Annotated in this window: 22 protein-coding genes; 18 read left to right on the top strand and 4 right to left on the bottom strand. The window is 63.1% G+C overall.

Annotation, left to right across the window (positions count from 1 at the left end):
* Window positions 1–88 precede the first annotated feature (88 nt).
* Window positions 89–2,104, top strand: a complete 2,016-nt coding sequence (locus tag Q7V31_RS07725; RefSeq protein ID WP_304733468.1) for a PAS domain S-box protein — start codon at window positions 89–91, stop codon at window positions 2,102–2,104.
* Between the two features lie 3 nt (window positions 2,105–2,107).
* On the opposite strand, the gene Q7V31_RS07720 is transcribed toward Q7V31_RS07725, so the two are convergent.
* The 3 genes from Q7V31_RS07720 to Q7V31_RS07710 all read right to left on the bottom strand — a co-directional run bounded on the left by Q7V31_RS07720 (window position 2,108) and on the right by Q7V31_RS07710 (window position 4,750).
* Complete coding sequence (locus tag Q7V31_RS07720; RefSeq protein ID WP_304733466.1) at window positions 2,108–2,749, bottom strand: glutathione S-transferase family protein; 642 nt, start codon at window positions 2,747–2,749, stop codon at window positions 2,108–2,110.
* Window positions 2,750–2,910: 161 nt separating this feature from the next.
* Window positions 2,911–4,149 (bottom strand): acyl-CoA dehydrogenase family protein, encoded by a 1,239-nt coding sequence (locus tag Q7V31_RS07715; protein WP_304733465.1) that lies wholly within the window; start codon window positions 4,147–4,149, stop codon window positions 2,911–2,913.
* 127 nt (window positions 4,150–4,276) lie between these two features.
* Window positions 4,277–4,750 (bottom strand): nucleoside deaminase, encoded by a 474-nt coding sequence (locus Q7V31_RS07710; protein ID WP_304733463.1) that lies wholly within the window; start codon window positions 4,748–4,750, stop codon window positions 4,277–4,279.
* An 80-nt stretch (window positions 4,751–4,830) separates the two neighbouring features.
* Here Q7V31_RS07710 and Q7V31_RS07705 point away from each other — a divergent pair, with 80 nt between their 5' ends.
* The 6 genes from Q7V31_RS07705 (at window position 4,831) to Q7V31_RS07680 (ending at window position 9,844) form a co-directional block, all read left to right on the top strand.
* Window positions 4,831–5,787: a pseudouridine synthase gene (locus Q7V31_RS07705; RefSeq protein WP_304733462.1), complete on the top strand. Its 957-nt coding sequence runs from the start codon at window positions 4,831–4,833 to the stop codon at window positions 5,785–5,787.
* The gene (gene rsmD, locus Q7V31_RS07700) at window positions 5,762–6,331 is read left to right on the top strand and encodes a 16S rRNA (guanine(966)-N(2))-methyltransferase RsmD (protein ID WP_304733461.1); all 570 of its coding nucleotides are present in this window, start codon (window positions 5,762–5,764) and stop codon (window positions 6,329–6,331) included. The genes Q7V31_RS07705 and rsmD overlap by 26 nt, the downstream gene beginning before the upstream one ends.
* A 23-nt stretch (window positions 6,332–6,354) precedes the next feature.
* A complete protein-coding gene (locus Q7V31_RS07695; protein ID WP_304733460.1) occupies window positions 6,355–7,218 on the top strand; it encodes a TIGR01459 family HAD-type hydrolase in 864 nt (287 codons plus the stop codon).
* A gap of 97 nt (window positions 7,219–7,315) precedes the next feature.
* Window positions 7,316–8,266 (top strand): bifunctional riboflavin kinase/FAD synthetase, encoded by a 951-nt coding sequence (locus tag Q7V31_RS07690; RefSeq protein WP_304733459.1) that lies wholly within the window; start codon window positions 7,316–7,318, stop codon window positions 8,264–8,266.
* Window positions 8,263–8,913 carry a methyltransferase gene (locus tag Q7V31_RS07685; protein ID WP_304733458.1) on the top strand — a complete coding sequence of 217 codons (651 nt, stop codon included), beginning with the start codon at window positions 8,263–8,265 and terminating at the stop codon, window positions 8,911–8,913. The genes Q7V31_RS07690 and Q7V31_RS07685 overlap by 4 nt, the downstream gene beginning before the upstream one ends.
* 142 nt (window positions 8,914–9,055) lie before the next feature.
* Window positions 9,056–9,844 (top strand): enoyl-CoA hydratase, encoded by a 789-nt coding sequence (locus Q7V31_RS07680; protein WP_304733457.1) that lies wholly within the window; start codon window positions 9,056–9,058, stop codon window positions 9,842–9,844.
* A 3-nt stretch (window positions 9,845–9,847) separates the two neighbouring features.
* Here the strand turns inward: Q7V31_RS07680 and Q7V31_RS07675 are convergent, their stop codons facing one another.
* Window positions 9,848–10,450 (bottom strand): DUF6101 family protein, encoded by a 603-nt coding sequence (locus tag Q7V31_RS07675; RefSeq protein ID WP_304733455.1) that lies wholly within the window; start codon window positions 10,448–10,450, stop codon window positions 9,848–9,850.
* Between the two features lie 160 nt (window positions 10,451–10,610).
* Here Q7V31_RS07675 and Q7V31_RS07670 point away from each other — a divergent pair, with 160 nt between their 5' ends.
* The 11 genes from Q7V31_RS07670 (at window position 10,611) to lpxK (ending at window position 21,261) form a co-directional block, all read left to right on the top strand.
* A complete protein-coding gene (locus Q7V31_RS07670; protein ID WP_304733454.1) occupies window positions 10,611–12,137 on the top strand; it encodes a UbiD family decarboxylase in 1,527 nt (508 codons plus the stop codon).
* Between the two features lie 4 nt (window positions 12,138–12,141).
* Window positions 12,142–12,567, top strand: coding sequence for an alternative ribosome rescue aminoacyl-tRNA hydrolase ArfB (gene arfB / locus Q7V31_RS07665; RefSeq protein ID WP_304733452.1), 426 nt, complete (start codon window positions 12,142–12,144; stop codon window positions 12,565–12,567).
* A 118-nt stretch (window positions 12,568–12,685) separates the two neighbouring features.
* On the top strand, window positions 12,686–13,090 hold the full coding sequence (locus Q7V31_RS07660) for an MAPEG family protein (protein ID WP_304733451.1): 405 nt from the start codon (window positions 12,686–12,688) through the stop codon (window positions 13,088–13,090).
* A 29-nt stretch (window positions 13,091–13,119) separates the two neighbouring features.
* On the top strand, window positions 13,120–14,496 hold the full coding sequence (locus Q7V31_RS07655) for a TldD/PmbA family protein (RefSeq protein ID WP_304733450.1): 1,377 nt from the start codon (window positions 13,120–13,122) through the stop codon (window positions 14,494–14,496).
* A complete protein-coding gene (locus Q7V31_RS07650; protein WP_304733449.1) occupies window positions 14,483–15,292 on the top strand; it encodes a 3'(2'),5'-bisphosphate nucleotidase CysQ in 810 nt (269 codons plus the stop codon). The genes Q7V31_RS07655 and Q7V31_RS07650 overlap by 14 nt, the downstream gene beginning before the upstream one ends.
* A gap of 78 nt (window positions 15,293–15,370) precedes the next feature.
* Window positions 15,371–15,607 (top strand): DUF4170 domain-containing protein, encoded by a 237-nt coding sequence (locus Q7V31_RS07645; protein WP_304733448.1) that lies wholly within the window; start codon window positions 15,371–15,373, stop codon window positions 15,605–15,607.
* Window positions 15,597–16,127 carry a TspO/MBR family protein gene (locus tag Q7V31_RS07640; RefSeq protein WP_304733447.1) on the top strand — a complete coding sequence of 177 codons (531 nt, stop codon included), beginning with the start codon at window positions 15,597–15,599 and terminating at the stop codon, window positions 16,125–16,127. The genes Q7V31_RS07645 and Q7V31_RS07640 overlap by 11 nt, the downstream gene beginning before the upstream one ends.
* Window positions 16,128–16,266: 139 nt before the next feature.
* Entirely contained in the window at window positions 16,267–18,156 is a 1,890-nt protein-coding gene (locus Q7V31_RS07635; protein WP_304733446.1) for an ABC transporter ATP-binding protein, read from the top strand.
* 7 nt (window positions 18,157–18,163) lie between these two features.
* On the top strand, window positions 18,164–18,910 hold the full coding sequence (locus tag Q7V31_RS07630; RefSeq protein WP_304733444.1) for a lysophospholipid acyltransferase family protein: 747 nt from the start codon (window positions 18,164–18,166) through the stop codon (window positions 18,908–18,910).
* Between the two features lie 16 nt (window positions 18,911–18,926).
* On the top strand, window positions 18,927–20,231 hold the full coding sequence (locus tag Q7V31_RS07625) for a 3-deoxy-D-manno-octulosonic acid transferase (protein WP_304733443.1): 1,305 nt from the start codon (window positions 18,927–18,929) through the stop codon (window positions 20,229–20,231).
* The gene (lpxK, locus tag Q7V31_RS07620) at window positions 20,224–21,261 is read left to right on the top strand and encodes a tetraacyldisaccharide 4'-kinase (RefSeq protein ID WP_304733442.1); all 1,038 of its coding nucleotides are present in this window, start codon (window positions 20,224–20,226) and stop codon (window positions 21,259–21,261) included. Before Q7V31_RS07625 ends, lpxK begins: the two co-directional genes overlap by 8 nt.
* Window positions 21,262–21,267 lie beyond the last annotated feature (6 nt).

Here is a 21,267-nt window from a genome sequence, read left to right as displayed (position 1 = left end):
AAACAAATCAGCCTAGCATCTACCCGTCACGCTTGAGCCGATCGGTCGTGTGACGGTGGCCGGCAGGAGCCGGATTTAGGGAGCAGGCATGGATCGTTCCGCCGAGGAGGAGCCGGCTAACGACGGGCGCATCTCGGCATGCACCGGCGATGGCCCGCGCTCCGTCGAACGATTCTATCGCGCCCTTGTTGAGAACGCCGGCGACATCCTGACGATTCTGGATCGCGATGGCCTAATCACGTACCAAAGTCCCGCGGTTCGCGAAGTCGTGGGCGCCTCGGAAAAACATCTGATCGGGTACTCCATTTTCAATCTGGTCCATCCCGATGATCGTGAACGGCTGCAAAAACGATTCGAAGAATGTATCCGTGTATCCGAATCTTCCACCATGGAGATTGTTCGTCTGCCGCATGCGAATGGCACATGGCGCCGCATGGAAGTGCGCGCCCGAAATTTGCTGGCTGATCCGGACGTCGCGGGCATTCTCTGCTGTTCACGCGACGTCACGGAAACACACCGGCTGGAGAGTCAATTGCGCGAAGCCGAGCAGTTGGCGCGATTCGGAATCTGGCGCTGGGTCAAGGGCGAACCGGCGCCACAATGGTCGCGGGGCGTTGCCCGCATACTCGGGCGCGGCGAAACGCAGTTGCCGCGTGGCGGCGACTGGTACGAGCATCTCGTGCATCCCGACGACCGCGACGAACTGCTGTCGAAATTTCTCGATGCCTTCGAAACGCAGGAGCCGGTCAACTGCGTCACGCGGTTCCGCGCCGACGACGGCGACTATCGCTATATCAAGACCCATGCCTATGCCGAGGGCGACGCCCACAGTGAGATCGGCGCGTTGGTAGGACTTGCGGAAGATGTGACGGAGGAAATCGAAGCCGAGCTCGCGCTGAGAGCCAACGAAGCCAGGTACCGCTTGATGACCGAGCAAGCATCGGACATCGTCGCGCATTACGACACGGAGGCGCGCGTCATTTTCATTTCGCCGGTCGTCGAGTCGATCCTGGGCCGGGCCCCTGAGGAATTCATCGGCAATCCCATCGAAGAGGCAATGATTCATCCGGACGATTTTCCGCGCGTCCGGTCTGCCTTCATCGAGTGTGCCGTCAAGGGTCGCCAGGTACAGTTCGACTATCGTTTCCTGCACGCGGATGGCACCTACGTGTGGCTTGAAACGACGATGAGCGCCGCGCGCGACGCGGCCGGTCAACGAACGACCGAGATCGTTGGCATCAGCCGCAATGTCGGCGAACGCAAGCGGCATGAAAAGGAGCTGATGGACGCGCGTGAGCACGCCGAAGCGGCCAATCGCACCAAATCGCGCTTTCTCGCCAATATGAGCCATGAACTCCGGACGCCGCTCAACGCGATTATCGGCTTCTCGGAAATTCTGCGGATGCAGATGTTCGGCCAGCTTGGCCATGCGCGTTATCTCGAATATGCGCAACTCATCAATGAAAGCGGCGCGCTGCTTCTCGATCTCATCAGCGACATTCTGGACATGTCCAAGATTGAGGCTGGAAAATACAACCTCCATCTGGAGCCTGTGAACTTGCGTTCCCTGCTGGATTCGAGCCTGCGCCTTGTGCGCGGTCGCGCCGAGGAGAACGGCATCGGGCTCACTATGAATGTGGCACCCGATCTGATGGTCGACGAGATTGTTGCCGACGAGCGTGCACTGAAGCAGATCATGCTCAATCTGCTCTCGAACTCGATCAAGTTTACGCCTTCGGGCGGCAAGGTGTCGGTGTCGGTGAAGGAAACAACAATCGGAATAAGCATCGCCGTGTCAGACAACGGACGCGGCATTCCGCACGACCAGATCGCGCGATTGGGGAAACCCTTCGAGCAGGTGGCGACAAATGCTGCCTTGAGCAAGCAAGGCACCGGCCTTGGCCTTGCGCTGGTGCGTTCGCTGGCTGAACTCCACGGCGGGGCCATGGTGATCGAAAGCGAGGTCGATCGGGGCACGGTCGTGACCGTGACGCTGCCGCTCACACCGCATTGCATCGTGCCGGTGCCACACATGGATCCGGACGAACGCCCGACAAACGACCCGCTGAGCAATCGCGCTCTCGCTAATCTGGCTGGCGGTTGAGCGCTAGCTTCCCATCATGCGGCGCAAAGCTGCGTCAAGCTCGGCGATGACTCTTGCTGCTGCCGGATGGTTCTGGATGCCTTGGTAGTAAGCGTTCGTCGAAGGAAACTTCTTCAGCGGGCTCGCCTCGCCGAACATCGGACCGATCCGATCGAAAAAAAACAGCATCGGCACCAAAGCGCAATCGGCAAGGCTCAGACGGTCGCCGACAGCGAAGGGCGAACCATCGAGATAGTGCTCCAGCCAGCCGATGCCCTTCACCAGCTCGGCCATTTCGCGATCGACGAGTGCCTGATCGCGGCCTTGCGGGTTGATTTGCCCGAACAGCTCGCCCATCGGCTCCATGATGTAGAGATCGCCGATACGCGCAAGCAGCCGCATATGTGCCATTGCGGCCGCGCCTTCCGGGCGCAGTGATGCGCCCAGGTTGAGATCTTCCAGGTATTCGCAAATCGTTTCCGACTCCGGAACCACCACATCGCCATGCACCAGCAACGGCACCTTGTGCATTGGCGTCAGCGTATCGAGCTCAGGCGGCACGGCGCCCGGTCCGACATCGATCATCTCGACGTCGACACCTTTTGCATAGATCGACAGGCGACACCGTGCCGCGAAAGGCGAGAGCTGCGCGTTGTATAGTTTCATCGGGGAAGACGTCATGGGCTGCGTTCCGCTACTCTTCGTTTTTCGATCTCGCCCGCCGGGCGGTCGCGAAAACGGCCGGCCCCGTTTTACAGGGCCGGCCGTTCCGGATTTATATCAGCCGCAGGCGCAGTACCCGCGAGCGATATTTGCGCGCGTCGCGATCACTCGGCCGCCGCGCGAAGTTTTTCCTGGTACTTCTTGAACTCGAGTCTCGCGATGGTCCGGTTGTGGACCTCGTCGGGACCGTCGGCCAGACGCAGAGTGCGAATACCCGAATACATCTTGGCAAGACCGAAATCGGTGGTAACGCCGCCGCCGCCATGGGCCTGAATGGCATCGTCGATGATCTTCAAAGCCATGCGGGGCGCGGCAACCTTGATCATGGCGATCTCGGTGCGGGCAACCTTGTTGCCGACCGTGTCCATCATGTAGGCGGCCTTCAGTGTCAGCAGGCGGCACATCTCGATCTCTGTGCGTGCTTCGGCGACGCGCTGCTCCCACACGGAGTGATCGGCGATCTTCTTGCCGAAGGCTTCGCGCGTCAGCAGGCGCTGGCACATTTTCTCAAGCGCGCGCTCGGCAACGCCGATCGTGCGCATGCAGTGATGAATGCGGCCAGGCCCGAGGCGGCCCTGGCTGATCTCGAAGCCGCGGCCTTCGCCGAGCAACAGGTTTTCGGCGGGCACACGAACATTGTCGAGAATGACTTCAGCGTGTCCGTGCGGCGCATCGTCATAGCCAAAGACCGGCAGCATGCGCACGACTTTGACGCCCTTGGCATCGAGCGGCACGAGAATCTGCGACTGTTGGCGATAGGTGTCGGCCTTTGGGTCGGTCTTGCCCATGACGATCGCGATCTTGCAGCGCGGGTCGCCGACGCCCGACGACCACCACTTGCGGCCGTTGATGACATATTCGTCGCCGTCGCGTTCGATCCGCGTCGCGATGTTCGTGGCGTCCGAGGATGCAACGTCCGGCTCGGTCATCAGGAAGGCGGAGCGAATCTTGCCCTGCAACAGCGGCTCCAGATATTCCTTCTTGTGACGTTCGTTGCCGTAACGCTCCAGCACTTCCATGTTGCCGGTGTCGGGCGCGGAGCAGTTGAAGACTTCCGACGCCCAGCCGACGCGGCCCATGATTTCGCAGGCCGACGAATATTCGAGGTTGGTGAGCCCGCCACCACGCTCGGATTCCGGCAGAAACAGGTTCCACAGGCCTTCTTCCTGGGCTTTCGGCTTCAGGTCCTCGAGGATCTGCGGCACCTGCCAGGGATTGCCGGCATCGCGGAATGCCTTCATCTGGTCGTCATAGGTCTTTTCGTTCGGATAGATGTGCTTGTCCATGAACCGCTCCAGCCGGGCGAGCAGTTCCTTGACCTTGTCTGTATGTTCGAAATTCATGAGGTCTCCCCTTCGTATTTCTTGTGGGTTGGAGGCTTTGGGCCTCCATCTCAATGACGAATGGAGGCACTCTAACGGGTTGGCGCGCGCAAATCACGCGGAAAGCCGCGAGGGCCGCTAAGGCCTTTCAATCTCGCCGCGCCGCAAAAAACACACGCAAAAGCGCGGCTGCCCGCATTTCGCCTATGCCGCCATAGACATCCGGCCGATGGTGGCAGGTCGGATGCTCGAAAATGCGTGGACCGTGGTCGACGCCGCCGCCCTTTTCGTCAGCTGCCCCGTAGTAAAGCCGGCGCAATCGCGCAAACGAGATCGCTGCTGCACACATCGGGCAGGGTTCCAGCGTTACATAGAGATCGCAGCCGATGAGCCGCTCGGAGCCGAGAGCCGCGCAGGCCGCGCGGATCGCCAGCATTTCGGCATGGGCGGTTGGATCTTTCAGTTCCAGCGTCCGGTTGCCGGCTCGGGCGAGGATCATGCCGGCCGCATCGACCACCACCGCGCCCACCGGCACCTCGCCGCGCGCGGCCGCGGCCTCGGCCTCGGCAAATGCCATATCCATGGGGCGCGGCGGGGGCTGGGTGGTCGCATCGGCAGTCATGGGCGGGACCCTGCCCGCGCGGCGGCGGTTCCGTCAAGCAGTGGCTTTCGGTTCGGCAAAGCGCCTGATAAAGAGGGGGCATGAACGCTCGCCCCAAAGCTCCAGCTTCCGAGACAACGCCCCAGGGCGAACGCATCGCCAAAGTGATCGCGCGGGCAGGTATCTGCTCGCGCCGCGAGGCAGAACAACTGATCGTCGACGGTCGCGTGACGGTTGACGGAAAGGTGCTGCAAAGTCCGGCGCTCAACGTGACCGGCCGCGAAGCGATCGTCGTCGACGGCAAGGCATTGCCGAAGCAGGAGCCGACGCGGCTCTGGCGCTACCACAAGCCGGCCGGCCTCGTGACGACGGCAAAAGACCCCGAGGGCCGCACCACCGTTTTCGAGCGCCTGCCCGCCGGCATGCCGCGCGTCGTCTCGGTCGGCCGCCTCGATATCAATACCGAGGGGCTTCTTCTGCTGACAAATGACGGCGAGCTGGCGCGGCTGCTCGAATTGCCGGCCACCGGTTGGACGCGGCGCTATCGCGTGCGCGCCTGGGGCGCGATCACGCAGGCCGATCTCGACAAGCTGAAAGACGGCATTACCGTTGATGGCGTTCGCTACGGCGCGATCGAGGCCAAGCTCGACAAGGTACAGGGCTCTAACGTCTGGCTGACGGTCGGTTTGAAGGAAGGTAAACATCGCGAGGTAAAGCGTGTGCTTGGCGCACTCGGCCTCAAGGTCAATCGGCTGATCCGGCTTTCCTTCGGACCGTTTCAGGTCGGCGATCTTGCCGAGGGTGAGGTCGCCCAAGTGCCGAACCGGGTGCTGATGGACCAACTCGGCGCGCATGCCGACAAGTTCACATCAGCCGAAGCGTCACCCGCCCGGGCAGCGGAGAAGAAGCCCGCCGCAGGCCCCGTCAAGAAACAGGACGGAAAGACCGCAGGAAAACCGGGTGGCACGAAGCCGAGGCTGAAAACCTTCCGGACAAAAAAGGCCGACGCGGCCGGCAAGGGAAAGGCGCGCCATGCGGATCGTCGGCGGCGCCCATAAGGGCCGGGCCATCGCCGCGCCGAAAGGCGACCGCGTACGCCCGACCGGAGAACGCCAGCGCGAGGCGCTGTTCAACATTCTCGCCCATGCCGATTTCGGCCAGTTCGAACTCCAGGACGCGCGCGTGCTCGATCTCTTCGCCGGTTCGGGCGCGCTGGGGCTCGAAGCCTTGTCGCGTGGCGCATCTTTTGCGCTCTTTGTCGATGACCACGCCGAAAGCCGTGCCGCCATTCGCGAAAATCTCGAGCATCTCGGCCTCAATGGCCACGCGAAGCTCTACAAGCGCGACGCGATCGTGCTCGGCCCGCGGCCGGGCAGCGTCGGCCCCGCCTTCTCGCTTGTTTTCGCCGATCCGCCCTATGGGCGGAAGCTCGGTGAAGCGGCGCTCGCATCGGCACATGACGGCGACTGGCTGGAACCCGGTGCGCTTTGCGTTGTCGAAGAAGCCGTGACCTCCGATTTCGTCGCACCCGATGGCTTCGAGGAACTCGACCGTCGCCGCTATGGCGTCACCGAGATCGTTTTCATGCGGGCGCCCACCTGACACTCATTCGTTGCCGAAGGAACGTGCCGTTGCTGATTTCCGGTCTCTCCGCCATTGCCGACAAATACGACGCGCTGCTTTGCGATGTCTGGGGCGTGCTTCACAACGGACGCGAGGCGTACCCCGGTGTCGCCGAGGCGCTGGCGAATTTCCAGGCGAAGGGCGGGCATGTACTGTTGCTCTCCAACGCACCGCGCCCGTCGACAGCGCTGCCGCAGATGTTCGAACGCATGGGCATCCCCCACGATGTCTATGACGGCATTCTGACATCGGGCGACGCGGCGCGCACCTATCTGGCGAGCAAGACGCTGGGCGCGGCCTGTTACTACATCGGACCCGACCGCGATCTGAACCTCTTCGACGGAACGGGCGTTGTGTGTGTTGGCGAAGCGGATGGCGAATTCATTCTGGTGACGGGACCGTTCGACGACGAAACGGAGGGACCGGAAGACTACCGCGCGCAATTCGAAAGACTCGTCGCGCGCAAGTTGCCGCTGATCTGCGCCAATCCTGACATCATTGTCGAGCGCGGCACGAAACACATTTATTGCGCCGGTGCGCTGGCGGCGCTTTACGAGGAACTGGGTGGCGAGGTCGTCTATTTCGGCAAGCCGCACCGGCCGATCTACGAGGTGGCGCGCCGCCGTCTGGCGGAAATTGCCGGTACGCCCGTCGCCGATGCGCGCATTCTGGCCGTCGGCGATGGTCCGATGACCGACATCATGGGGGCCAATGACGCCGGGGTCGACGCGCTTTTCATCACCGGCGGTATCACCGCCGCAGATTGCGGGCCCACGCCCGAAACGCCGGAAGCCCCTCGCGTCGCCGTCGTTCTGGCACGGGCCGGCGTGACGGCGGTCAGCGCCATGCCGCGGCTTGTCTGGTAATGCACAAGGCGCCTGTCTGCCCCCGCACTTGACGCATGGGGACCGATCCGCCATCACCTTTATCCAAACGGATACCCCGGAGCTTCGACCCCCTGAGATGCAGATCATCCGCCATCACGAGCAAGTGCCGCCCGGCCTGCAAGGCGGCGTCTACGCGCTCGGCAATTTCGACGGCGTGCATCTCGGCCACCGGAAGGTGATCGGCGAAGCGGCACGGGTGGCGAATGAGCTCGGCGTGCCAATTGGCGTGCTCGTCTTCGAACCGCATCCGCAGCAATTCTTTTTCCCCGACCGTCCCTTCTTCCGGCTGACTCCCTTCCGCGCCAAGGCACGGCTGCTGGAGAAACTGGGCGTCGACATTCTGGCAGCGCTGCCATTCGACCAGCGCATGTCGCAGAAACTCGCGCCGGAATTCGTTCTCGACGTGCTGGTCGATGGACTTCGTGTGGTTCATGTGGTGGCCGGGTATGATTTCCGCTTTGGCAAGGGGCGCGGCGGCGACGCGGCAACGCTTTCCTATATGGGCGAGATGGAAGGCCTGGGCGTCAGCATCGTTGAGGAGGTGCGTGATGGCAGCGAGGCCTATTCATCGACGCGCATCCGCGAACTTCTCGCCAGCGGCGACCCGCGTGGTGCGGCCAAGCTGCTGGGCCACTGGTGGACGGTCGAAACGCATGTTCAGCCGGGCGATCGGCGGGGCCGCACGATCGGCTTTCCGACCGCGAATCTGCCGCTCGAAGATCATGTGGAACCGGCACTTGGCGTTTATGCGGTGAGAGTCGAGATCGAGGACGGAGAGCACAAAGGCCTCTATGACGGCGTCGCGAATGTCGGCCGGCGTCCGACCTTCGACAAGCAGGATGTCTTGCTTGAGGCCCATATTTTCGATTTCGATGGCGACATTTATGGTGTGCACGCGGCGGTGTCTTTCATCGAATATCTGCGTCCGGAACAGAAGTTCGACGGCCTCGACAGCCTGAAGGCGCAGATCGCGAAGGACAGCGAAAGAGCGCGCGCGGTTCTCGCGGCGCTCTCCGCCGGCGAATGAACGATCCCGCGCGCTTCATTCGCGAGAACACCGGGCTTCTCGAGCCGCCACTCATTCCCGAAATCAGGCTGCACCTCGCCAGCGAGATCGTGCCGATCTGGCAGATGACCGAGGCGGAACTCGAAAAGAGCGGCTTGCCGCCGCCCTTCTGGGCCTTTGCCTGGGCGGGTGGACAGGCGCTGGCGCGCTATATTCTCGACAATCCCGAGATCGTGCATGGCCGTCACGTGCTCGATTTCGGCGCCGGTTCGGGGCTTGTCGGCATCGCTGCGATGAAGGCGGGTGCGGCTTCGGTGCTTGCCGCCGATATCGACGCCTTCGCGGCCGCTGCAATTGCACTCAACGCGGCGACGAATGGTGTCGTTATTGCGGTGACAATGGACGATCTCATCGGCGTCGGCAATCGCGGCTGGGACATCGTTCTTGTCGGCGATGTGTGCTACGAAGGGCCGCTTTCGGCGCGCATCGAAGCGTGGCTTCGTACGCTTGCCGGCGAGGAATTGCCGGTGCTGATCGGCGATCCGGGGCGCACCTACTTGCCGAAAACGGGGATGGAAAAACTGGTCTCCTATGCGGTGAAAACGACACGGGAGCTTGAGGATACCGACGTCCGCAACACCAGTGTATGGCGGGTGCTGGCCGATTGAGGCTGTTCAAATTGGTTCAGACGACCCTTGTCCTGCGCACAGCGATTTGCGTGGATTGGCTTTGCGCGCGGTGGCGCCGGGCCGTAAATTCCGAAAAAGAACTTACTGACATAATTGCAACGCTCAATCGAAGGATCGCCCGATGACCGATCATGTACTCGTGACCGTCGAAGACGGTGTCCAGATCGTCACCATCAACCGCCCGGACAAGAAAAACGCGCTGACGGCGGAGATGTACAAGGTACTGGCCGACGCGATCGAGACGGCCGATGCCGATCCGAAAATCCGCGTCACCTACTACACCGGCACCGGCGGCTCCTTCACGGCGGGCAACGATCTTGCCGACTTCGCCAAGGCGGGCACGACGCCCGTGAGCGAACAGCCGAAGGAAAAGCCGCATGTGACGCGCTTCCTCGAAAACCTCGCCAATGCCGAAAAGCCCGTCGTGGCGGCGGTGAACGGGCTTGCCGTCGGCGTCGGCGTCACCATGCTGCTGCATTGCGATCTCGTTTATGCGGGCGCGAGCGCGACCTTCCAGATGCCGTTCGTCAATCTCGGCCTCGTGCCGGAAGCGGGCTCAACCTTCCTGCTGCAGCGTCAGATCGGTCTTCAAAAGGCGGCCGATCTTTTCCTCACCGGCAAGAAGATTGGCGCGGAAAAAGCAGAAGCCATCGGACTCGTCGCCGATGTCTTCCCTGACAACGAATTGCCCGTGGAAGCGCTTGCGCGCGCCAAGGCGCTTGCCGCGAAGGCACCCAATGCGGTGCGGGCAACCAAGGCGCTGCTGAAGGACAATGATCGTCCGCGGGTCGGCGAAGCGCGTGAGGCCGAGGCCCGCGTCTTCGGGGCGCAGCTTCGTTCCGACGAAGTAAAAGAAGCGATCAGCGCTTTTTTTGAAAAGCGCGCGCCGGATTTCTCGAAGGTCGGCTGAGGCTCAATAGGCCGGCGGACGTGCGCCGCCGACGAGGCGCTCGCCCCACAGGCGCGGCTGGCCTGACTGACCGAAGGAAAGCGGTCGGCGAGCCGAAAGCGGATTGGCGCCCGAATGGGGATGTGGATCGCCGACATGGAGCGCGCCAAGCCGGCGTTCGGCCGGATGGAGCGTTCCTTCGCGGTCCTCGATCAGCAGCGGCAGGTGGAGCACCCGCCCCCATGACCGCCAGCGCGCCGGAGCATCGAGACCGTCATGCGAGGCATGAACGACAAGATTGCGCTTTGCATTCGTGGCGTGGGTGAGCTCGACCAGAAGGACCTTGTCGGCGCCGCGCCGATCGCGCGCCACGACCCGCAGCGCGACGCCCTCATAGGCATTGATCGGTTCGGACCACTCGAAGACGCCGAGAATGGGCGACGAGTCATTTGCGGTCACGGCATCGGCATGGATGGTCGCAAAGCGGATGAAACCGAAGGCACGCGGCAAAAATTCCGTTGCCGCGACGGCGACATACTGAGGCAGGTGAAACGGGTCGGCGTCGATCTCGCCGCCGCGCCAGATGCGCGGGGCGTGTCGCCGGGATGCTGTTCCGTCCGTAATCAAACAACTCACTCCTGCCTTGGCTTCCGGCATTGAGCGTAAGCGCCGAACGGTTGGCGCCCTGTTAACGGATCGGGCCAATTTGGCAGGAATGCGGGAATGCGGCATTCTGCGCGCCCGGACGCCTCCGCCCCGGAAAACCGCGAAAAAGCCCGGAAAACCGATGTCCTACGCCTCGCTGCGCGAATTTTTGTCGAAATTGGATGCGTCCGGCGACCTGGCGCGCGTCCGGGAGCCGGTCTCGACCGTATTGGAGATGACCGAAATCCAGACCCGGCTTCTGGCCGAGCAGGGCCCGGCAGTGCTCTTTGAGCAGGCGCTGATGGCCGACGGCCGGGCCTCGCCGATGCCTGTTCTGGTCAATCTCTTCGGCACCGTGGAACGGGTGGCGCAGGCGGTCACGATGGGGGGCGTGGAGCGTCGCCACGCGAAAGACCTGCGCGAGGTTGGCGAAGCATTGGCGTTCCTCCGGCAGCCGGAACCGCCGGGCGGCTTCCGTGAAGCGTTTGAAATGCTCCCGCTGCTGAAGACCGTGATGGCGATGAAGCCCAAGACGCTCTCGTCCGCGCCTTGCCAGGAAGTCGTGCTGAAAGGCAGCGACATCAATCTCCACGATCTGCCGATCCAGACCTGCTGGCCGGGCGAGCCCGCGCCGCTGATCACCTGGCCGCTCGTGGTCACCAAGGGGCCGGGCACGAGACGCGAGGACGATTTCAATCTCGGCATCTACCGGATGCAGGTGCTGGGCCGCGACAAGACGATCATGCGCTGGCTCGCGCATCGCGGCGGCGCGCAGCACCACCAGCGCTGGAAAGCCGAGAAGCGCGAGCCGCTGCCGGCGGCATGCGTCATCGGCGCCGATCCCGGCACCATTCTTGCCGCGGTGACGCCGGTTCCCGACACGCTTTCGGAATATCAGTTCGCCGGCCTGCTGCGCGGACAGAAGGTCGAGCTTGTCGATTGCAAGACCGTGCCGCTGAAAGTGCCGGCCGAAGCCGAAATCGTCATCGAGGGCCATGTCTCGCTGGAAGACTACGTGGACGAAGGCCCATACGGCGATCACACCGGCTACTACAACTCGGTCGAAAAGTTCCCGGTCTTCACCGTCAGCGCCATCACCATGCGCAAGGACCCGATTTATCTCTCGACCTTCACCGGCCGCCCGCCCGACGAGCCCTCTGTGCTGGGCGAAGCGCTCAACGAAGTCTTCATTCCGCTGCTGCAGCAGCAATTCCCCGAGATCGTCGATTTCTGGCTGCCGCCTGAGGGCTGCTCCTATCGCATCGCTGTCATCTCGATGAAGAAGGCCTATCCCGGCCACGCCAAGCGCGTGATGATGGGGGCGTGGTCCTATCTGCGCCAGTTCATGTACACGAAATGGGTGATCGTGGTCGATGACGACATCGACGCGCGCGACTGGAAAGACGTCATGTGGGCGATCAGCACACGGATGGACCCGGTGCGCGACGTGACGCTGATCGAGAACACGCCGATCGACTATCTCGACTTCGCCTCGCCGGAGTCGGGCCTCGGCGGCAAGATCGGCCTCGATGCCACCAACAAATGGCCGCCGGAAACGAAGCGCGAATGGGGCCGTCAGATCCGCATGGACCAGGACGTGATCGACACGGTGACGAAGAAATGGTCGAAGCTCGGCCTGCCGGGCACGGGCAAGCCGATCTGGAAGTGAGTTCATGATCCCCGTCACCGACAAGCTTGTCATCGAGGAAGGTGAAATCTCGATCAGCTTCATTCGCGCGGGCGGGCCAGGCGGCCAGAACGTCAACAAGGTGTCGACGGCAGCGCAGCTCCGCTTCGACGTACGTAACACGCCGTCGCTGAATGCGCGCGTCAAGGCGCGGCTCGAACGCATCGCTGGCGCGAAGCTGACCAAGGATGGTGTCATCGTCATAACGGCCAGCAGATTCCGCACCCAGGAGGCAAACCGCCGCGACGCCATCGAGCGGCTTGTCGAGATGATCGCGGCGGCGGCGCATCAGCCGAAGTTTCGGGTGCCGACAAAGCCGAGCCGTGCGGCCAGGCAGAAGCGCGTCGAGGAAAAGGTCAAGCGCGGCACAACCAAGCGGCTTCGCGGCGGGCGCCCATCGACCGACGATTGAGATAGGATTTCCACTGTAAAGATGTCTTTCCTGTGCTGTCATGCAGGATGCCGCCCGTGCTAGCTTTGCGGCTGACACGAAGAATCATGCCATGTCAGGCCAAAGGGAGGGTGCCCCGATGACATTCTATTCAATCTCGCTGGCGATCGTCGGCGTCTATGCCGGCCTCAACATTCTCATCAACCTGTTTCTGGCCTATCGCGTCTCGGCCAATCGCGTGCGCACCAATGTAATGACCGGCACCGGTGACGACGAGAAGCTGTACAACGCCAGCCGTGCTCATGTGACGAATGTCGAGTACACGCCGATCGGGCTGATCGGCCTCGTCGTGCTGCATATGCTGTCGGCCTCGATCTATGTGCTGCATTTTGTTGGCCTCGCGCTCACGATCGGTCGCGTGCTGCATGCAATCGGCGTCTCGCGCACCGGCGCTTCGACGCCGCCCCGGCTTGTCGGGACATTGTTGACATGGATCGGGCAGCTCGTTGCCGGCGTCGCCTGCCTCTACTATGTGTTCATCTAGTTGGTAACTCGATTGCGGGAACGACAATCATGACAAGACCGGCGGAGGCCGATAAGCGATTGTCGACGCTCGATATGGCTGCGTCCTTGGTCGACCGCGCCTTGCGGGCAGGCGCAGAGGCTGCCGAAGCGATCGCCATGGAAGGCATTTCGCTTGGCGTCTCGTGGCGGCTGGGCAAGCTCGAGGATGTCGAGCGCTCCGAAGGTTGCGATGTCGGCTTGCGTGTCTTTATCGGCAAGCATCAGGCAAGCGTTTCCACCACCGATTTGTCGGAGGCGTCGCTCGCGCCGATGATCGAACGTGTGGTGGCGATGGCGCGCGCCGCGCCGGAAGACCCGTATTGTGGGCTGGCCGATGCGACGCTGCTGGCACGGGACTGGCCGGATCTCGATATTGAGGACACGGGTGTACCGCCGACCGCTGAACAGCTTGCCGGCCTCGCCGCCGAGGCTGAGGAAGCGGCGCTTGCCGTAAAAGGTGTCTCCAATTCGAGCGGCGCAGGTGCTGGCTGGGGGCGCTCGGGCGTGGCGCTCGTCACCCGTCCATCCGCTGGCGGCGGATTTGCCGGCAGCTATGCGGGCACATCTTGTTCCATCTCCTGTTCGGTGCTGGCCGGCGAAGGGACGGCAATGGAGCGCGACTACGATTACACGACCGCGCGACACGGGCACGATCTCGAAGGCGCAACCGCCATCGGCCGGCGGGCAGGCGAGAAGGCTGTGCGACGCTTGCATCCGCGCAAGGTTCGGTCGCAAGCTGTTCCTGTCGTGTACGATCCGCGTGTCTCGGGTGGCCTTGTCGGCCATTTCGCCGGTGCGATTTCCGGAGCGTCGATCGCACGCGGCACCAGCTTTCTCAAGAACGATATGGGTCGCTCTGTTTTCGCACCCGGCATTTCAATCGTGGACGATCCGCATATGAAACGCGGCCTGCGCTCGAAACCCTTTGATGGCGAAGGCGTCAAGAACGGGCGCATGATGCTGATCGATGACGGCCGCCTGACGACCTGGTTGCTCGACAGCGCGACGGCGCGCCAACTCGGGCTTGTTTCGACCGGCCATGCGGCGCGTGGCACCGGCGGACCGCCGTCGCCCGCATCGACCAACCTCTATATGGAAGCCGGGTGCCTCGGCGTGAAGGAACTGATCGCAGACATCAAACAGGGGCTCTATGTCACCGAATTGATCGGCATGGGCATCAACGGCGTAACGGGTGACTACAGCCGCGGCGCATCAGGCTTCTGGATCGAGAACGGAGAAATCGCTTATCCCGTGAGCGAAATCACCGTCGCGGGGAATCTCAAGGATATGTTCCTGAATATGACGCCGGCGGATGACCTCGAATTCCGTCACGGTACCAACGCGCCGACCGTTCGCGTCGAGGGGATGATCGTTGCAGGCACCTGACGGCGATCGCGCCCTGCTGATAGAGGCTGTCAGGGAGGCCGGCGTTCTCGCCATGCGCTATTTCGGGACCGACATCAGGGCGTGGTCGAAAGGTTCCGACAACAGCCCGGTCACCGAGGCCGACATCGCCGTCAACGACCTCCTGCAGGCGCGATTGAGTGGTGCGCGGCCCGGCTATGGCTGGCTATCGGAAGAAACCGAAGATGACCCGGCGCGTCTTTTGTGCCCGTTGACCTGGGTGGTCGACCCGATCGACGGCACGCGTGCCTTCGCTCAGGGCAAGCCCCATTTTGTCATATCGGTCGCTCTGGTGGCGGAAGGGCGGCCGGTACTCGCGGCGCTCTTCAATCCCGCAACCGACGAGTTCTTCGAAGCCGCGTCGGGCGGCGGCGCGCGGCTCAACGACGCTCCGATCCGCGTCAGCGATTGCGCTCAGATCGAGGGGTGCCGGATTGCTGCCTTTGCGCCGATGTTCAAACATTCCGGCTGGGCCCGTGCCGGCATCGCGCCCTGGCCTGAAATGGAAATTCTGGAGCGCAATTCGGTCGCATACCGAATCGCACTTGTGGCCTGCGGCGCAGCCGACGCTGCGCTGGCGCTCAATGGCAAGAGCGACTGGGACCTTGCGGCGGCCGATCTCATCGTCCATGAGGCGCGAGGCCGGATGACGAGCCATGATGGCAAGCCATTTATCTACAATCGCGAAAATACGCGCCACAGGAGCCTGCTCGTCGCCGGTCCGGCTCTCTACAGCGCATTATATGCCAAGTTGGGCGCCATACGGCTGCCCGAATGACGTCCGCTTCTTCGCTGGGCCCTGCCGCCGTGCTAGGATTCGCCCCACGTTCGACGCTCCTTCCCCCCAGAGGCCAATATGTCAAAGCAGCTCCTCCATCTCGTGTTCGGCGGCGAGCTGACACATCTGGAAGGCAAGGAGTTCAAGGATACGACCGCCCTTGATGTTGTCGGCATATTCCCCGGCTACGCCGAAGCGCATCGGGCATGGAAGGCCGCGGCTCAGCGAACGGTCGACAATGCGCATATGCGCTATTTCATTGTGCATCTGCATCGGTTTCTCGATCCCGATGAGGAGGGTGACCATGACCACTGAAAGCCGGACGCCCCGCACTGTCGCAAAAGTGTCGCCCGGTCCAGGTGCGCTGCTGTCACTGGCCGGCCTTTTTGGCTTTCTGATTGTCATATTTGCTGTCGGCTGGGCCGGCGGCGCGGTAACCGCAACGAGCGTCGGCGACTGGTACGAGGCGCTCGCCAAGCCGCCGCTCAACCCGGACAAATGGATATTTCCAGTAGTCTGGAATTTCCTTTTTTTCCTGATGGCAATTTCGGCATGGCTTGTCTGGCGGGCGGTCGGAAGTTTCGACAAGGCCGGAGGACAGCTCGCACTGTTCGGCATTCAGCTTGCGTTGAACCTGTCCTGGAGCATCGTGTTCTTCGGGCTGAAAAGTCCGGCTCTCGCCGTCTTGGTGGTTCTGGCGCTCGACGGAGCGATCCTTCTGACGTTCATGGCGTTTCTGAAAGTCGATCGGCTCGCCGGGCTGTTGCTTTTGCCCTATCTCGCCTGGACGTTATTTGCCACATATCTGACGATTGGCATCGCGCTGTTGAATTGACGAGCGGTCGGCAAATCGGTCAAAAGGTCAATTGAATGAAGCATTTACCATTTGCCGCCTTTATGGCGGCCAATAGCGTGCCGTGATATGGTCCGGGCGATCCCGGACCAGACAGACGGGCCCGAACGAGACAGGCCAGATGCCAAGCCAGAAATCCGCCGCCGATCCCGGCACGGGGGAACCGGGCGCCCGCCCGGATTCGTCCCGCCTCAACGGCCCGGCCCAGCCGGCAGAGCTCACCACCGGTCAGGTCGTGGGCCGGATGGCGCGCGAATATTTGCGGCCGCATTGGCGTCTCGCCGCCACCGCGCTCCTCGCAAGCGTGGTTGTCGCGGCGGCGACCGGCGTATTGCCGCTTCTCATCAAACAGGCGCTCGACAACATTGTCGGGTCGGATGCGCGGATGCTGTTGCTGGTTGCCGTGGGCGCAATCGTTGCAACCTCGGTACAGGCGGTCGCTGCATATTTCGCCAAAGTGAACATGAGCACGATCGGGCAATATATCGTCTCGACAATCCAGCGACGCATGTTCGCCCGCATAATGCACGCCGATCTTGCATGGATCGGGCGCACGCATTCGGGCCGCTTTATTTCCGGCTTTCTCTACGACGCAAGTCGCGTTCGCGACTCGATCACCACGACGGTCATTGATCTCGGACAGAATCTGCTGACGGTGATCGCGCTGATTGGCGCCATGTTCTATCTCAACTGGCAGCTTGCGCTGATGGGCACAGCGGTCATTCCCTTCGTCGCCATCCTGGTGCGCCAGCTCGGCCGCCGCTCGCGAAAGGCGGCCAAACAGACCATGCGGGGGTCGGGCGATCTGTCGGCGGTTATTTCCGAGGCGCTTGGCGGCATTCGCGTCGTCAAGGCCTATGATCAGGAAGCCACCGAGATCGCGCGCGCGACGCGCGCGATCGACGAGGTATTGCGGCATTCGTTGCGGGCACTGAAGAGCCGCGCGGCAGCGAGCCCGGTCACGGGAGTCTTGTCCGGCTTCGGCATTGCCGCCGTGATCTATTTCGGCGGACGCAGTGTGCAGACCGGGCTCCTCACCATCGGCGACCTTGGCGGATTCCTCTCGGCGATGATGCTCGCCTACGAACCCTTGAAGAAACTCGCCAGCACCCAGACGCTGATGCAGGAGGGCATTGCGGCCGCCATTCGCGTGTTCCCGATTCTTGACATCGAGCCCGGTATTCGTGCGCCGGCCGGCGCGGGGCCGATCAAGGTCAGCGATGGAGCTATTCGTTTTGAGGATGTGCATTTCCGTTATGGCGACGGCACACCGGCCCTCAACGGCATTTCGATCGAGGTGCCAAAAGGGCATACAGTGGCCCTTGTCGGCCCGTCCGGCGCCGGCAAGAGCACCATCCTCAACCTGGTGACTCGCTTCTATGACCCGAATTCCGGGCGCGTCCTGATCGACGGACAGGACGTGTCGCAGGTCACGTTGACTTCACTCCGAAGTGCAAGTTCGCTGGTCACCCAGGAGCCGTTTCTCTTCGATGACACGATCCGCGCCAATATCGCATATGGGTCGCCGCAAGCCGGCAATGCCGAAATCGAGCAGGCAGCCCGCGACGCGGCGGCGCATGATTTTATTTCGGCCCTGCCGGCTGGATACGAGACGCGGGTCGGCGAAGCCGGCTTCAAGCTGTCGGGCGGCCAGCGCCAGCGCATCGCCATCGCCCGTGCGATGCTGAAGGACGCAGCGATCTTGTTGCTCGACGAAGCGACATCGGCGCTTGATACAGCCTCCGAGATGCAGGTGCAGAAGGCACTGGTGCGGCTTATGGAGGGCCGGACGACGCTTGTCATTGCGCACCGCCTGTCCACCATCAAGCACGCCCACAACATCTATGTCATCGATGGCGGTCGCGTTGTGGAGCACGGCACCCATGCAGAGCTTGTGGCTCAAGGCGGGCTCTATGCAGAGCTGTCGCGCTCGCAATTCATAGAGGACACGGCGGATACGCGCGCTCCCGTGAACGATGAGACGCCACAACCGGCGCTGGCGGGAGAGTAAAGGGTCGATGTCGCTCGGGAAGAAGATATTCAAAAGCGCGGCGCTGACGGGAACGATCGCCTTTTTGATCGCGCTGTACATTCGTCTGGTACGGCGCACCTGCCGTTTCGAGATCAGACGCGGCGACATTGCCGCGAGCTTCTGGAATGTCGACAAGCCGTTTGTCGCTGCCACCTGGCATGGCCAGAACCTGATCCTGCCGCCCTTCTGGCACAACTGGCGGGAGTGGCGCATCCTCGTATCGAAGCATGGCGACGGAGAAATTGTCGACGGCGTCATGCACCATCTGGGCGTGAGCACGATCCGCGGTGCGGGCGTACCGAAGGGGGAGGAGCGCAGTTACAAGCACAAGGGAAAAGGCGGCGCCGGCGCCTTGCGGGCCATGGTGCGCGCGCTGGGCGAGAATATTTCAATCGGCCTGACAGCCGATCTCCCGCCGGGCCCTGCACGGCGGGCCGGAGAAGGTATCGTCATGCTGGCCCGTCTGTCCGGTCGGCCGATCGTGCCGGTTGCGGCAACGACCCGCGCACGCATCAAACTCGACAACTGGGACCGGTTCACCATCAATCTCCCCTTCTCGAAAGGGGCGCTGGTATGGGGCGAGCCGATATATGTCGAACGTGACGCAAGCCCCGAAGAAATTGAGGCGGCGCGGCAGCGCGTCGAAGACGGCCTCAATGCGGTGGCCGCCGAAGCCGAACGGCTGGTCGGCCGCGCGCCGCCTCTGCAGGATACAGAGGCGGTGGTGCGTTGAACGGCGCCTTTCGACCATGACGTCGTTCCCGGCATCGCCTGGCCTCCTTCTCTACCGCTTGTTGACGCGCGCGGTGGCGCCTGTTGCCCCCCTGTTGCTGCGGCGCCGGATTGCAAACGGCAAGGAAGATCCCGCAAGGCTCGGCGAGCGCTTCGGCCTGGCGTCGCGACAGCGGCAGCCGGGACGGCTCGTCTGGTTCCATGCAGCAAGCATCGGCGAATCCCTGTCCATTCTGCCGCTGATCGAGCGCTTGCTGGGTGTGGCGCCGGATATGTCGGTTCTGGTCACAACCGGCACCGTCACGTCAGCCAAGCTGATGGCCGAACGATTGCCCCCGCGCGCCGTTCACCAGTTCGTGCCACTCGATCACCCCGACTATTGCGAACGGTTCCTCCGCCATTGGCGGCCGGATCTTGCGATCTGGGTCGAGTCCGAATTCTGGCCGAATCTCGTTGTCGCCGCCCATCGGCATGGATTGCCGCTGGCGCTGGTGAATGCGCGCATCACCGAACACTCTTTCCGGAAGTGGCGCCGCGCGCCGCGGTTGATCTCCGGCTTGCTGGCGCGCTTTTCGGTGTTGATGGCGCAGGACGCCGCCAGCGCCGATCGCTTGCGCGCCCTCGGCGCGTCTTCGGCGCAGTGTCCCGGCAATCTCAAACACGATGCGCCGGCGCTCCCGCACGATGCCGCCGAGCTTGCACGTTTGCGTGCCGAGATCGGCGCCCGCCCGGTATGGCTTGCCAGCAATACGCATGAGGGAGAGGAATCGGCGGCCGCCGAGGTCCATCGCCGGCTTGCACCTGCCCATCCCGGACTCCTGACGATCATTGTGCCGCGTCACCCGTCGCGGGGCGCGTCGATCGGGAAAGAATGCCAGGCGCTGGGTCTCGACGTCGCGCGTCGCAGCCACAGCGGCAGGATCGAAGCGACCACCGATATCTATCTCGGTGACACATTGGGCGAGATGGGCCTCTATTACATGCTGGCCGAGATCGCCTTTGTCGGCGGCACGCTAATTCCGGCGGGCGGGCATAACCCGTTCGAAGCGGCACGCCTGACCACCGCATTGATCGCGGGGCCGTCCGATTTCAATTTCGCGGAAGCTTATGCGGCATTCGAGACAGCAGGGGCGATGCGGCGCATTGCCGATCCGGTGCAATTGGCCGCGGCGGTCGGGGAGCTCCTTGCCGATGACAGGGAGCGGCGGCGGATGGGCACGGCAGCGCAGGCGACCGCAAGTGCGGATAGCGGCGCGACATCGCGTGTTTTCGATGCGCTGCTGCCGCTTCTGCACGCTCGGGGAGATGGCCCCCATGCGTGAGCCGCGCTTCTGGTATCCCTCGCGACGCGGTGCAACGCCGCTTTTGCCCTCGCGCCTGCTCGCGCCCATGGGCTGGCTCTACGGTCTTGCCGGACACATCAGGCGTCGCCGCGCGACGCCGGAGCGGGCGGCCGTGCCCGTCATTTGCATCGGCAATCTGACGGTGGGTGGCGCCGGCAAGACGCCGGTGGCCATGACCGTCGCCGAGTGCCTCATCGGTTCGGGCGAGAAAGTTCACTTCCTGACACGCGGCTATGGCGGACGCGAGCGCGGCCCGATCCGCGTCGATCCGGCGCGGCATGGCGCGGCGGATGTCGGCGACGAGCCGCTGCTCCTTGCCGCGGTGGCGCCGACCTGGGTCTCGGCGCGGCGTCCCGAAGGCGCCGCCGCCGCGGTGCGCGGTGGCGCACAGCTCATTGTCATGGACGACGGATTTCAGAACCCGCATCTGGCAAAGGATTTCTCGATACTGGTCGTCGACGCGGCGACCGGTGTCGGCAATGGCTGTTTGTTGCCGGCCGGACCCTTGCGCGAGCGCATTGACGACGCCCTCGAACGCGCGCATGCCATCGTCATCAACGGCCGCGGTCATGCGGCGGACGGGATCGCGGCGCGCGCGCGTGCGCGCGGCTTGCCGGTTTTCAGCGCTGTCACAAGACCGGCAACCCCGCCCGATCTTGGTGGCACGCCGCTTCTGGCCTTTGCCGGCATCGGACGGCCTGAGAAATTCTACCGGACGCTCGCCGATCTGGGCGCCGAGGTGGTGGAGACGGTCGATTTCGCCGATCATCATATCTATACCGAGAACGACGCGTTGCGCCTCCTTGTGCGGGCGCGTGAACGCGGCGCGCGTCTGATAACGACCGAGAAGGATGCTGCGCGCCTGACCCATGCGCCCGCCGGTAGCACCCGCGCGCGGCTTCGCGATGCGGCGCTGCAATTGCCTGTTCGGGCATTGATCGCCAACATCGACACGCTGATGGCACTGGTCGACGACGCCACGAGACGTGCGCGCCGTCGTCGAAGCTGAGATGGT

The sequence above is a fragment of the Parvibaculum sp. genome (assembly GCF_030651915.1).
GTDB lineage: Bacteria > Pseudomonadota > Alphaproteobacteria > Parvibaculales > Parvibaculaceae > Parvibaculum.
This window is presented reverse-complemented; position numbering and strand designations above follow the sequence as displayed.